Source organism: Dielma fastidiosa (genome assembly GCF_003475485.1).
Lineage (GTDB): Bacteria > Bacillota_I > Bacilli_A > Erysipelotrichales > Erysipelotrichaceae > Dielma > Dielma fastidiosa.
Genome location: NZ_QRQL01000004.1, coordinates 226497 through 240203, shown reverse-complemented (window position 1 = coordinate 240203; position 13707 = coordinate 226497). Strand labels below are relative to the sequence as shown.

The following is a 13707-nucleotide window of genomic DNA, read 5'->3' as shown; positions in this document are numbered from 1 at the left end:
TAAGAAAGGTCAGAGTGATTCTGACCTATCATTTATGCTAAAATTGTTGTAAAGTATCCAATTACCGAGATTATCAGCATAAGGATCATCAGTTTATTAACACTGACATGTTTTTTAGCCAGTAAATAATAAGTAACAAAAGCCATGATCAGAACGAGAATCTTCGGCTGTATATTATTGATAATATCATTCACATTGATTACCAAATCACCCTGCGTATACATTAAACCTGTTTTAATGTTGCAGGTAGAAGCGGTAACTGCACCGATAACGGTCAAACCAACGATATTAGCAGCACTGATTACTTTATCTTTAAGCCCGCTGGTCAGAATTGTTTGAACACCATCAAGACCTAAACGATAGGCATTATAGAAAAGGAACCAGCTGACAGTTGGTACAATCAGCCAGAATAAGGCAATGTAAAGCAATGGGCCGACAATTGAACCCGTCTCAGAAGAAATACCGATACCAATAGCCAATAAAATAGGAATCAGAGTTGATTGGAACAATGAATCAAACAAACCGGCAGCCGGTCCCATCAAAGCTGTTTTAATACTGCTTGATAATTCATCAGGCACTTCATCATTCATTGCTTTTTCTTCTTCAATAGCTAATGAAATACCGATAATACAGCCGCCCCAGATTGGCTCTGTGTTAAAGAATTCCATGTTTCTTTCCATAAGATCCTTCTGTTTTTCACGTTTGCCAGGATAAAGCTTATCCTTAACTGTCCATAAAGCTCTTACTAATGCAGGTGCCTGCATACGTTCCATGTTTTGTGTTGAAAGATTCAGCCACATCCAGTTAAACCAGACTTTTTTGACGTCCTTCTTATCCAGTAAGGTCGTTTTTGTTTCTGCCATTATTCTGCACCTCCTACGGAACCATATTTAAAGTCGATACATGCAAATACTAACGCAACTACGAAGATCGCAATGATGCTGACTTGGAAGCTTGTAAATAAGATGAAGCCAAATACAAAGTAGAGCAGTTCATAATATTGCTTCACACATGTCTTTAAAATGATTGCGAATCCAATTAATGGCAGCATACCGCCAAAGATACCGATGATTGCGGAAAGCTGCGGTGGAATTGCATTCATAACCCCCTGCATGATTTCAGGTCCCAACAGACAAGCTAAGAAAATTGGGAAGAAACGGCAGATAAACAAGAAGATATTGCCATACAGCGGAACTCTTGCCGCATTATCCAGATTATCAGCTGCGATTTGTTTTTCCATAACACGAATCCAGTAAACATTGATAATCTTAACAAAGTTCCACATGAATACACCTAAAGCACCCAGTAAAGCTGCCAGTGTTAAAGCTTCTTCTACCGTTGCTCCGGATACCATGGCCAGCGGTATACCAATGTAAGCCGCGAAGTTGATATCGTTAGCCGCTACACCGCCAACCGTGATACTGCCTAAATAAAGCGCGTTGACTGCACAGCCCAGAATAATTCCCTGTGATACATTTCCCAGAATAATACCGATAAGCATACCGGCAACAAGCGGACGTCCGCATGTCCACCAGCCTCCCATGTCGCCCCACAGAGGAATTGCCCATTTAGCGGAACAATAACCGAGTAAGCCGATAAGTAATGCTTGAACGAATGTCATATTTTACCTCCTAGATGGTTTTATCTTAGTTTAAAGTTTACTTGCGATTGATGACCATTCAGTAACCGCGCCGCTGGCACCGATTGAGTTAAAGTAAATTCGTACCCCGTCAGCCGCTAATGCTTTGCAGGCTTCCACATCTTCTTGATGCAGGGTAGCGAAATCTACACATTTAACACCGTCTCTTGCCATCTGCGGTCCGATGTTTAATTCATTTGGCAAGTCAGAAACATTCTTGCGCAGCTGAACCAGTGTCCGCGGATTCTTCATCAGCAGCAGTGTATTAGTTGAATCAGTAATCGCCCCTTTAATTTCTTCAGTTGCCTGATCTACCGTATAAACATCTGCTTTCAGTGCTTTTGGTACCGCCGTCGTGAAGATTGTTTTCAATACCGGATTCATTGCTGTGGCATTATCAACAACAAGTATCCGCTTGATTGAGTAATCACTGACGATAAACTGCATGCATTGACCATGAATCAGTCTTTCATCACATCGAATCAATGAAATCATAAGTTTTCTCCTTTCCTTGGTTAACTACCAAATACTTCCCTTGAGGTTTTTAATGAAACAGCATCGCAATGCGATTGAAGAACTTCTCTGGCCAGACTTTCCGGTGTGTACCCTTCACCTGCTCTTTTGATAACCAGCTCCAGCATCAATGGCATTGAAGCTCCTGATAAGATAACATTATCGGTATAGGCGATAGCCATCAGTGCCGCGTTAAAGGGTGTGGCATTCTCAAGATCAGTAACAAAGATACAGCCGTCGCTGAATCCTTCAGCAGCCTTTTTAAGCTGTTCCCCATATTCTTCAAGTCCGATATCTCCCATAAAATTCAAAGCTGTCAGCTGCTCCTGCGGGCCGGCGATCATTTCTACGGCATTGCATAAGCCCTGAGCAAAATCAGAATGTGTACATATTGCGATTCCTATCATTTTAGTATCCTCCTCGAGCAAATGATAACACATTGTAATTGTTTACACAATATATTTTAATCATTTATATTATAAACATATCATTTTTCTTTTTATATGTATTATTTTCATATCATTTATAATACATTTATTTGCAATTTACCTTTAATTAAGCTACCATGAGTACGAGGTGAAATCATGCATACAAATAAAATACCTTTATATGAAAAAATTTACCATGACCTGCGGGAGAAGATTCAGACCAATTATTATAAAGCTGGGGAAATCATTCCTACGGAACAAGAACTCATGAACCTTTATCATGTATCAAGAGTCACGGTCAGAAAAGCAACCGATCGGCTTGTCGAGGCGGATCTGCTGACTAGAAAGCCTGGTTATGGAACAGTTGTCAAGGAGCGCTTTTTTACTAACAAGACAGTCGAATACCGTGGATTTAATGAAGAAATGAAATCGCACGGCCGTGCTGCCAGCACAAAGGTCACAGCCTTTTCCATTATCTGCTGTGATAATTGCCTTGCCAGCATCTTAGGCATCGAACCGAATGACCAAGTTTATCATTTTATCCGACACCGTTATGGGGACGGCATCCTGCTGCAGATTGAAGAATCATATATGCCAGTAAAAATTTTCCCTGACCTTTCAATACAATGGCTTGAGAACAGCAAGTTTGATTATATCCGCAAATGCGGGTATACCATCGATTTTGCTATGCATCTGACTACTCCCATCCTGCCAGATACGGAAACCGCGGCGAAATTCGACCTTGACCCGCTGACTCCCATCATAAAAATTAATAATACTACATTTACGATTGAGGGCATGGTTGTCGATTATACGGAACAATATCTCAATTCACCCAAGTACCAGCTGCAGTATATGAAGAAGAAATAAAACAAAAAGAGCATTCAGATTAAAATTGGAAATCTGTTTGCTCTTTATTATTATAATTTGCCGATACCTTTACCAATGCAATGAATATCCATGTCATCATTATTCTCTTACTAATTTCTTATGTTATTTTCTTAGCAGCGCATAACATAGGAATCCTGCGGCAAATATCGTATACTTATAATAACGAGGTGGGAAGATATGAAAAAAATACTAATAAGTTTCTTATTGATAGCTATGACAACGGGTTGTGTTCAAACACCATCAGAGACAGACAAGCCAGAAGAACCGCCGGTTGTTGAACAGCCTGAAAAACCTGTGGAACAGGATAAGCCGAAAGAAATTAAGTATATAGAAAAAATTGATGAAACTAAGGATTGGGTGTATATCAAGGAACAGGAAGTTGTTACAAAAAATGATTTGGAATTAAATCCCGTATTAAATCAGATGAATTATTATGTTTTTCTTGATTGGCTAACCCTTCCATTTGATGATGCACCTAAAAAAGAGAAACTAATTGTAAATATAAACGCCGAAAGTGTTTCTGCAATAAATGAAGATTTTGAAGCAGGATATAAAGATCCTGTAAATTTTATTTATGAATTTAAATGGTTCATAAATGATGCCATGATTACGATTGTAAATAAGTACGGTTCACTAGCACCCCACATGCTGCCTATTTTCTTGGAGGCATATCATATTGATCTGAAATCAGGTGAATTAATGTCCAATGACGATCTGTTGTCGGTATATGGATTAACGAGTAGTGATGTTCAAAATATTGTGAATGAATATATATCAGAAACCAAGCTTCCTGATGATGATTCTTTCATTGTAAAACAACAATTACTACTAGGAAAAGAATATACAACAAAATACAGTAATAAATCATTACTGATTGTAGATAATAATGATTTATATTATATCATCGGATATTATTCTAAAGCCATGTCAGGTAATATCGTATTTCAGAAAATCAAATTAAATTAAATCATAGAATTGATTTTAATGAGTGGAAAGACAAGGTGGAAAGACATGAAAAAAATACTAATAAGTTTTTTATTGATGGCAATGATAGCGGGATGTGTGCAAACACCATCAGAGACTGACAAGCCAGAAGAACCGCCGGTTGTTGAACAGCCTGAAAAAACTGTGGAACAGGAGAAGCCGGAAGAAACTAAGTATGTTAAGAAAATCGATGAGACAAAAGAATACGTTTATATAGATGAAATCAAAGATAAAGCTTATAGTGATGATTTTTAAAAAATTAGCAGATTACGATTATCCATTTACAGATTTTGATAAAAATGATTTACTGCAATGGATGGCAATATTTTATATGCCAGATCCAAAGGATGAACATCTTATCTTAAATATAGATAGTGAAGCTGCTAAGTCTTTGAATGAATATTTTACTGAATTGTATGACGAGCCAGCATCCTTATTTTGCGAGTGGAAATGGATCATAACTGATGATATTTTAACGATTATCAAAAAGAGTGGTGACTTTATACCGTTTTCTACTGGTGTAGTCTACTACATGGCATTTCATATTGATCTTCATACAGGTGAATTATTAACTAATGATGATCTAGTACGACTATTTAATGTTGAAGAATCAACAATTCAAGATAAGATAGACAAATATGGCAGTGATAATTTATATTACAAGGAACCCGAAAATACTTCAGAGCGAATTGAAGGTACACAGGGCATGATGGTGTTAAATAGAAATCAGAAATACAATACAATTGGTTATGAATACTCTGAATATTCATTATTAGTTCCTGATGAAAATAATCTATATTTCATATTAGGAGTATATGATTTCAATTTTAATGGACGTATTCTTTTTCATAAAGTTGCATTAAAATAAAAGTAAAGTTACTTTGAGAAGAATACCTTATAATGATCATGATTCAAAAATAACCCGATTTTATCTACTCATTAGTAAGTAGGAACCTATTTAATTATTTGCTTTTATAGACCGGGGCTTAAAAATCGTATGTTTCGATAAATGAGGTGGAAAACAATGATAAAGATAATAATAAGTTTTCTGTTGATGGCTATGATGGCAGGGTGTGTTCAAACACCGCCGGCGTCAGAGACCCCAGAAGAACCGCCAGTTGTTGAACAGCCTGAAAAAACTGTGGATCAGGAAAAGCCGGAAGAAACTAAGTATGTAAAGAAAATCGATGAGACAAAAGATTGGGTGTACATTAATGACATTCATACTTCAGATATGGATTTTGCATATCTTGATATGAAACAGACAATACTTGATTCAGAATTTACATCAGGTAATGAACTGGAAAACTGGTTCAGTACAATCGTAACATATACACCCGAAATTCAAGATTTTACGATTAATATGGACAGCATTGATGCAGAAAATATCAACAGTTGGATTCAGGAACAAGTGCAATCAAAACTTGCTGATCCTAAATCTAGGGGTGAACATGTATTTAAAGTAAAAGCATTTGAAAACGAGGAAATCTTATCCGTTTTAATTCGTTCATGCTTATTTCTCCCTGGTTCAGGTTGGACCAGCGATACCTATATCTATAATTTTGACTTATTCTCTGGTAAAACACTGACAAATGAAGAACTTTTAGAGAAAGTGCTTCTGGACAATTTACAAGTAAAAGAATTATTAAAACGTACTTTTGATGAAAATTATGAAATAGCTTGTGATTATCCTTTTAACCTAACATCCTGTTACTACTGGCAAGATTTTGATGTTAATGATATTAATTATAATTATATCTTTATGGTTGATAATCAGTTGAATATTCTATGGTCATGTAGTAATGAACAAGGCTACAAATATTATAAACAATTTTCAATAAAATAGATGCATAATAACAAGAGTATGTTTAAAATCTCAACATCTAAAAATAGCTCACCCACTTAGTTTTGTGGGAATATTATATAAGTATAAAAATCGTATACTTTTATACATGAGGTAGAAAATGATGAAAAATACAAAACCAGTTAATTTGTATAATGAAAAGTCATTTTTGTGAAGAAAGTCAACAAGATTATCCTTATGCTGTAACAGAAACAGGCCTTATAATTAAGTCTTAATAAAAGGTGGAAATATGAAAAAAATACTAACAATCTCATTAACGATGGCAATGATCGCAGGGTGTGTGCAAGCCCCATCAAAAGCAAAACATGAATATGTGAAGAAAATTGATGATACAAAAGATTGGGTTTATTATGAAGATGAAAATGATGAGAAATACTATGATTATTCAGAAGCAACATTAGAAGAATGGTTGAACGTGTATTGTGAAAGAGACAAACAAGGTTATCCTATCTTTTTAAATATTGATAGTGAGGATGCTGATGAATACAACAATCCTTCACCACCATTAGACAAAGATGGCAACCCTGTTACGAAATCCGGAGTGTATAACTGGCGAGTTTATGCTGGTGCGTTTACTTGGCAGGTCAGTGAAAAATACATCTCAATACTGTCTAAGTCACTATCTGGCGGGTATTATCTTTGGGGAACAAGAACATTTAGTTTATTAGATGGCAGAGAGATTACTAATTCCGAATTATTAGAAAACTTCGGACTTACGATGGAAAGCGCATCAAAAATAGCTGAAGCAGAAGTAATAAAAAGAGGTTGTATATCAGATAGTACAGTAGAATATGAATGTCTTTATGACACAGAGAAAATCGCAATACCACTTAATGATAATTATTCAGTTTCTCTTGATGATGGCAGTCTTTTGTTTGTGGATGAAAATAATCATTTGAATGTGATTCTCAATCTTAAAGTATCAGGTCAAGGACAGAACCCCGATCTCAAAATCATCATTAATTTAAGTGAATGACTAAGTTAAATAATGCTATATTTTTCTAATCCCCATTCAAAAAGCAGTGAAACAAATACCCACGTATCTATTTCACTGCTCCTTATTTATTTAAGACTCATTAACCCTGCCAAAGCGGTGAACGATAAATACCATAAGAATTGATCCAGCAGCCATCTACTGACTGATTATAGACCATCTTACCGTCACCATCGACATAATACCAGCGGCCTTCAGTGGTTGCAATCCATAGATTCGTTCCCATGCGCCCTTTGCCGTCCATATAGAACCAGTTGGCACCGGAAGCAATCCATTTAGAAACCGCCATTGTGCCGTCTTCATTGTAATAATACCAATAACCATCAACAGCCTGATACCAGCCAACTACCGGTGATTCAGGAATAATCAGGTCATCATAAGCTTCTTGAATTTTTGTCAGGAATTCATCCCAGCGATCCTCGCCGATAATAACATTCGGACAATTTTTTCCTGACCAGTCACGGTGCATTTTTACAGCGTCAATATCAAGATGCAGATCCGCAAGCAGATGAGCTACTAACTGTACTGTATTGTCAAAAGCCTTGTTGAAATCACCATCACTGTTTTCACAGATTTCAATAGCGATTGAATCACCGTTACCCGTAGACATACCGTCACCTGCATGATATGCAATCTCATTCAATGGCATACTTTGAATAATCTGATGATCATCGACGGTAAAATGCCATGAGGATACGGTCTTGTTGTTCGGATTACTCTGCAGATCAGCATGACGCTGAGCATCTGAACCTTCATTTTTATTCGCTGTGTTATGTATCGTAATATACTTAGGAATCATTGTATAGCCTGGCCGGCGATTATCTGAATAATTGATAATCTGCGTTTTATAAGCTACACCTTCGATTTCAGGATCTGCATATTCGCCAATCGTGTTATCAAAAACAGCCTGACCTAATTCAGCTTCAAACCATCCCTGATATGTTCCATCATCAATATACAGCCAGTCAAAGGCTTTTTGAGTAATCTTATACTGACCCTGCGGTAAAGTAGTGCCATTTTTATACTCATCCTCATCAAAAGGATCAGAATACAGTTCTTTATCCATATACAAGGTAAGGGAATCATTGTTCATATCGACAATTTCCTTTACTTCTACATATGGATACTTATAAAGCCACTGTTCCTCACCATCAGCTTCTACTTTATAAAAGTTGTTATGTCTTTCATAAGACATATAAACACCAGTCTCAAGCTCAGATGTTTTATCACTGTCCAGATCCGCATCCTTATTCAATTCAGCCGGTTCACTGACATTAATGATCCAAACACCCTCCCGCTGATACTCCTCGGCTTTTATTGGCTGCACTGTGAAAGAAAATACACATGTCAGACACAATAAAAGAATACAAAATCTTTTCTTCATTTTTCTGCCTCCCTAGTTATAAAGTTTAACACGAAATATGTAGAAAAAAAATGTTATTTTTTGTGATTAGGGAATACTGGCAATTTTTAACATTTCATAGCACAAACAATTCTGAATTACAATTATTTTATTAAAAAACTTATCTGATATAATATTTCTGGAAAGATCAAAGCAAATGCTAAGATCGTTACATTCATAATGTTTGATTCAATGTTATTGTATATGCAGGAGGAACAGGAATATGCAAAATAAAGAAGAATTGATCAACTTACTTAACTGCTTACGTCAGGGTATCGATGAAGGCGAACTTCATCAATTAAAGGAAAGGGAGTCACGCTTGATTTCTCAGGCATGTCATTGTGGATTCATTGAAAGTGATCTTCAGCTTACACCGATTGGTTTAAATTATCTGCAGAATAATTCAGCTTGCTTCAATTAATTACCAAGAAAAGACTATGATTCTTAAGAGTGATGAGTAATTTCACTTTTAATGTCATAGTCTTTTTTAGATATCAGCAATGCTCCTTATTCTGCATAATCGGATAGGCGCTTGCGCAACGTTGACAGTATCTGCGCCCATTTTTACCATTTCAAAGATTCATCCGCTGTAATTCATGATACATAAATGACTCCTTTTGAATGTAGATAGAAAAAATAGCGGGAGTATGGTAAAATGTAAAAAGCTAAAAGCTTAGTTTTGAAAGGATATATCGATATGAAGTCATCAGAAAACAGAAATTATAATGTTTGGGATTACTTATGGTATGCACTATATGCTTTTGCCGGTTTGGGTTTAGAAATCGTATTATTAAGTTTTGTAGAACCTATGTTTTTAGGTAAAGCGAGTGAATATGACATCATGCAAAAAGTTATCCATTGGATTTTGACAATTATTTGTTGGGCTGTAATTACTGTTTGGCTTATGAAGAGTTCTCAAAAGAAATTAGATTACAATATTATGAATATGAATAATAATAAAGTATCAATAAAAGGGTTGACCGTCAGTTTAATTCTGATTATTGCTTGTATTCTTCTAAATGTTTATGACTGGGGAACTTTAAAAATTTTTGGAGAATTCAGTAAAAAAGGCATTGTAGAATTTTTTTTCCAATACCTTTATTACATATTTGAAGTTGGATTAGTTTTTTTAATAGTTGTATTTGGTCAAAAATTTATCGAATCATTAATAAAGAGAGAAAGCAGTATTCCTTTTGGTGGAATTATATTATGCTGTACATGGGGTGCAATCCATATTTTATCACAAGGAAGTGTCGTTACAGGATTAGGTGTAATGGCATTTGCACTCATGTATGGAATGATGTATTTAGTTCTAAATAGGAATACAAAATTGTCTTACCTTGCTATGCTGTTAGCATTTATAATTTAACTAGATCTTGTATGCAGAAATAAGTACCGCTGCCTTAGCATTACCAAGCAGGAAATCTTGAAAAGGATATCCTGCTTTCTCTTTTATTAAGATCAGATAGGATCGCTTATGTGAGAAATAACACACAGCCATTAAGATCTCCGCCGTCGTTAATAGCTTCTTTAAAATCTTCCTGCCAGCATCCACAAACAATATGTTTACCCTTCATTTTCTGACAGCATTTCTGCATATTGAACCAGTTCTTCATCGCTCAGCGATAATTGATGCTGCCATCCCATTAGAACATGACGGGCATTGAGATGTCTGCCTGACTCTGAATAATATCGGGCATTGAGACAGTCACCTACCGGCAAACCACTTATAAAATCTATCGAACATACTGCTTGTTGAGGATCGTTGGCATCAACCCCCTCCCCATATTCTGAACCAAGCCGCAGCTGCGCGTAGCTCTCATCCTGCTGTATCTTAAATATTAAATCCTTTGCCTGATAGCTGATAATAAGCTTGCCATAAATAGGATCAGTAACTGATGCCGTATAAGTAAACCCATCTTTTGTATAACCAAGCTGCATAAGATAGCTGTCAAGATCTGTAACGTTACCCAGCATCGGTTTATCCGCAGTGTCTTCAGGATAAAGTTCAGACAGCTGCTCAGTGAAACGCTTTTCCTTTTCATTGATTAAGAAAGCTCTGACATCACTCATCGTCAGCTCCATGGCATTAAATAGCTCATCAATTTGGGTTCTTAAATCAAGATACTTTGCTTTAGCTTCATCAAGCGTACAGCCCTCACTATCTTGAGCATTCAAAAAATAAGTACAGCTGACACCCTCACCCATATCAAACTGCGATGTATCTGAAAGCAGGTTATAACTACTGATATGCTCATCATCGATAAACTGAATCGTTGTTTCATTAATGATACCTTTAGGCGTTGATTCACGGGTAAATTCATGGGTTTCTTCATCATAAATAAAGCCATTGATTTCAAGCTGGGCGCCGACACCGTCATCAAAGACAGTGCTTTGCCGATAGACAGGATTCTTTACCTGAACTGTTTTCAGCATATATTCTGAAAGCTGCTTTGATAAGACAGCATCCTGAAAATCAAAGTTTACCCATTCATCATTTAGGCCGATAAAGCGTCCCTCTTCATTCATGGACAGGCATAGCAGAATTGTTGAGTTAGAAAGCGTCGTTAATTGTATATAATCAGTAATTTCCTTTGGCTTTTCCGCTTTTTTCCCAAATGCAAGCATTCTTAGATAAAGCTGGAAATCATCCAACGCTTCATCCTTTAACTGGTCGGCTTTACACATTGCTTCCTCGCACGGTTGAAAAAACACAGCCTTTTTTAATGGTTCAGCAAGAGCATCAGATAAAAAAGCTGGTATCTCTGTATATTTAATATGCTTAGCATCTGCTGCCGCCAATTTCATGAAGGAAGCCTGATCCCATTTTGCACAAGCTTGTGCGCAGATCTGTTCTTCACTAAACGTAAAACGCTCACTGCTGTTATCCGCGTATACTATTACCACAAAGTTTTCTTTTTCCGTTCTCTTTTCATCAGCAGCTGATAAATCTTTAAGATATACAAGCAAGTTATGAATCTGCTTGGGATTGCGAATAATCTGTGCTGATTCCGCATCGCTGACAATGATTTTTTCAATGTCTGACGATGATGCTTTATCAAACAGCGTTGTTTTCTGCAGCGGTTCTTCTTTTATTGGCTGCTGGCAGCCGGCAAGCAAGAAACATAACAGTACAAGCAAATATTTCTTCATCAGAATTTACCTTGTTTAAAGTCTTGGATCTTCTGGTAAAGATCGTTCAGATAAAGCCATCTTTCTTCGGTTTCTGCCTGTAAAGCCTCAACGCTGTCTCTTTTTTGACTTAATGTCTGAAGCATTGTGAAATCATTTGCATGCTCCGCAATTTCTTCATCAATCCGTTTCAGTTCCTCACCAATTTCCTCAAGCCGTTGGTCAATGCCTTCAAATTCTTTTTTCTCTTTGCTGGTCATCTGCGGAATAGCACTTCTAACCCGCACACCCTTTTCCTTTTCTTTCTTTTCTAAAGGCTGCCGCTTCTCTTCATAATCGGTGTAACCGCCAGGATATGAGCGTATACTGCCATTTTCAAAGGCAAAAATCTTATCGACAACCTTATCAAGAAAGTAGCGGTCATGACTGATCGTAATCAATGCACCGTTAAAGGTTTCCAGAAATTCTTCAAGGATAGTCAGCGTTTCAATATCAAGATCATTGGTCGGTTCATCAAAAAACAGTACATTTGGTTTAGCCATCAAAATACTCAATAAATATAACCGTCGTTTTTCACCGCCGGATAAGCGGCTGACTTGACTCCATTGTGCTTTCGCGTCAAACAAAAATTTCTCACACATCTGAGAAGCTGTACAGATACCCTCAGTTGTTTCAATTGAATCTGAGATATCAGTAATAATATCAATAACACGTTTCTGTGGATCTAATTCCTCACTCATTTGAGAAAAATAACCAATGCGCACCGTTTCACCAATCGTAATTGTTCCACAATCAGGCTGAAGTCTGCCAGCTAACAGATTCAGCAGTGTAGATTTACCGCTGCCATTAGGTCCCACAATACCAATACGGTCATTGCGCAGCAGATTGTAACTAAAATCCTGAAACAGCACCTTGCCGTCAAAGGCTTTTGAAAGACCCTCAATCTCAATCGTTTTCTTACCCAGTCTTGATTCAACGGTATTTAATGATACATTGCTTTTCTGCTGAGGGCCGCTTTGCTCATTCAGCTTATTAAAACGTTCAATACGTTCACGGCTCTTTGTCGATCTGGCAAGCGCGCCTCTTGATATCCATTCCGATTCTTTACGCAGGATGGTCTGTCTCTTGCGTTCACTGGCCAATGCCATTTCTTCCTGCTGAGCTTTTAGTTTTAAATAATTAGCATAGCCGCCGGTAAAGGTTGAACATTGACCATGGTCTAATTCAATAATGCGGTTGCATACACGATCAAGAAAATACCGGTCATGGGTTACCATAAGAATATTGCCGTTATATTGTGCCAGCCGCTTTTCTAACCATGTTACCATTTCTGCGTCCAAGTGGTTCGTCGGCTCGTCAAGAAGCAGACAGTCGCTCTCACGCATCAGCACACAGGCCAGTGCCACCCGTTTCAGCTGACCGCCGCTCAAGGTTGCGATGCTCTGATTTAGATCAACAATTCCCAGCTTAGTAAGAATTGCTTTTACTTCATACTCCTGATGATCATCCTTTTTGGCATCTAAGCCTTCATGAACAACCTCAAAAATAGATTTATACCGGTCAAGCTCAGGATTTTGGGGCAGATATAATATTTTCTTGCCGCTGCTTTTGAGAATCGTACCGCTCTCACTTGGCTCCTTATCTGCCAATATTTTTAATAAGGTAGACTTTCCAGTACCATTCACACCGATGATACCAATCTTATCTTTATCATTGACATTTAGTGAAACATCTTTCAGAATCACTTTCTCATTAAATGTTTTATTTAGCTTATCTATTGAAATCAGCAATCAAATCACCTCTTCCAAGCTAGTATACCATAAACCGGTCATGCTTTGAAAGAAAGGGAAGACGCGGTGA

15 protein-coding genes are annotated in these 13707 nt (G+C 37.1%); 8 read left to right on the top strand and 7 right to left on the bottom strand.

From position 1 onward, the window contains the following. Nucleotides 1-32: 32 nt before the first annotated feature. From DWZ33_RS10690 to DWZ33_RS10675, 4 genes are read right to left on the bottom strand one after another with little or no spacing between them, the layout of a single operon-like run. Nucleotides 33-863, bottom strand: coding sequence for a PTS system mannose/fructose/sorbose family transporter subunit IID (locus DWZ33_RS10690; RefSeq protein ID WP_022938667.1), 831 nt, complete (start codon nucleotides 861-863; stop codon nucleotides 33-35). After that, the gene (locus tag DWZ33_RS10685; RefSeq protein ID WP_022938668.1) at nucleotides 863-1621 is read right to left on the bottom strand and encodes a PTS sugar transporter subunit IIC; all 759 of its coding nucleotides are present in this window, start codon (nucleotides 1619-1621) and stop codon (nucleotides 863-865) included. Before DWZ33_RS10685 ends, DWZ33_RS10690 begins: the two co-directional genes overlap by 1 nt. 30 nt (nucleotides 1622-1651) lie before the next feature. After that, on the bottom strand, nucleotides 1652-2134 hold the full coding sequence (locus DWZ33_RS10680; protein WP_022938669.1) for a PTS sugar transporter subunit IIB: 483 nt from the start codon (nucleotides 2132-2134) through the stop codon (nucleotides 1652-1654). Between the two features lie 20 nt (nucleotides 2135-2154). Then, complete coding sequence (locus tag DWZ33_RS10675) at nucleotides 2155-2559, bottom strand: PTS sugar transporter subunit IIA (protein WP_022938670.1); 405 nt, start codon at nucleotides 2557-2559, stop codon at nucleotides 2155-2157. 177 nt (nucleotides 2560-2736) lie between these two features. On the opposite strand from DWZ33_RS10675, the gene DWZ33_RS10670 reads away from it, so the two are divergent. The 6 genes from DWZ33_RS10670 to DWZ33_RS10645 all read left to right on the top strand — a co-directional run bounded on the left by DWZ33_RS10670 (nucleotide 2737) and on the right by DWZ33_RS10645 (nucleotide 7295). Further along, nucleotides 2737-3450 (top strand): GntR family transcriptional regulator, encoded by a 714-nt coding sequence (locus DWZ33_RS10670; RefSeq protein ID WP_118454805.1) that lies wholly within the window; start codon nucleotides 2737-2739, stop codon nucleotides 3448-3450. A 198-nt stretch (nucleotides 3451-3648) separates the two neighbouring features. Next, nucleotides 3649-4437 carry a hypothetical protein gene (locus DWZ33_RS10665; protein WP_118454804.1) on the top strand — a complete coding sequence of 263 codons (789 nt, stop codon included), beginning with the start codon at nucleotides 3649-3651 and terminating at the stop codon, nucleotides 4435-4437. Nucleotides 4438-4482: 45 nt separating this feature from the next. After that, complete coding sequence (locus tag DWZ33_RS10660; protein ID WP_118454803.1) at nucleotides 4483-4710, top strand: membrane lipoprotein lipid attachment site-containing protein; 228 nt, start codon at nucleotides 4483-4485, stop codon at nucleotides 4708-4710. Beyond that, nucleotides 4700-5323 (top strand): hypothetical protein, encoded by a 624-nt coding sequence (locus tag DWZ33_RS10655; RefSeq protein ID WP_118454802.1) that lies wholly within the window; start codon nucleotides 4700-4702, stop codon nucleotides 5321-5323. The genes DWZ33_RS10660 and DWZ33_RS10655 overlap by 11 nt, the downstream gene beginning before the upstream one ends. Nucleotides 5324-5479: 156 nt before the next feature. Next, nucleotides 5480-6301 carry a hypothetical protein gene (locus DWZ33_RS10650; protein ID WP_118454801.1) on the top strand — a complete coding sequence of 274 codons (822 nt, stop codon included), beginning with the start codon at nucleotides 5480-5482 and terminating at the stop codon, nucleotides 6299-6301. A gap of 247 nt (nucleotides 6302-6548) precedes the next feature. Then, entirely contained in the window at nucleotides 6549-7295 is a 747-nt protein-coding gene (locus DWZ33_RS10645) for a hypothetical protein (protein ID WP_118454800.1), read from the top strand. Nucleotides 7296-7395: 100 nt separating this feature from the next. Here DWZ33_RS10645 and DWZ33_RS10640 read toward each other — a convergent pair whose 3' ends face one another. Then, nucleotides 7396-8697 (bottom strand): peptidoglycan recognition protein family protein, encoded by a 1302-nt coding sequence (locus DWZ33_RS10640; protein WP_118454799.1) that lies wholly within the window; start codon nucleotides 8695-8697, stop codon nucleotides 7396-7398. Between the two features lie 241 nt (nucleotides 8698-8938). Here DWZ33_RS10640 and DWZ33_RS10635 point away from each other — a divergent pair, with 241 nt between their 5' ends. Next, nucleotides 8939-9136 (top strand): hypothetical protein, encoded by a 198-nt coding sequence (locus tag DWZ33_RS10635; protein ID WP_022938678.1) that lies wholly within the window; start codon nucleotides 8939-8941, stop codon nucleotides 9134-9136. Nucleotides 9137-9412: 276 nt separating this feature from the next. Beyond that, nucleotides 9413-10084 carry a hypothetical protein gene (locus tag DWZ33_RS10630; RefSeq protein WP_118454798.1) on the top strand — a complete coding sequence of 224 codons (672 nt, stop codon included), beginning with the start codon at nucleotides 9413-9415 and terminating at the stop codon, nucleotides 10082-10084. A gap of 197 nt (nucleotides 10085-10281) precedes the next feature. On the opposite strand, the gene DWZ33_RS10620 is transcribed toward DWZ33_RS10630, so the two are convergent. Then, entirely contained in the window at nucleotides 10282-11868 is a 1587-nt protein-coding gene (locus DWZ33_RS10620; protein WP_118454796.1) for a hypothetical protein, read from the bottom strand. Next, the gene (locus tag DWZ33_RS10615; RefSeq protein WP_118454795.1) at nucleotides 11868-13637 is read right to left on the bottom strand and encodes an ABC-F family ATP-binding cassette domain-containing protein; all 1770 of its coding nucleotides are present in this window, start codon (nucleotides 13635-13637) and stop codon (nucleotides 11868-11870) included. The genes DWZ33_RS10620 and DWZ33_RS10615 overlap by 1 nt, the downstream gene beginning before the upstream one ends. Nucleotides 13638-13707 lie beyond the last annotated feature (70 nt).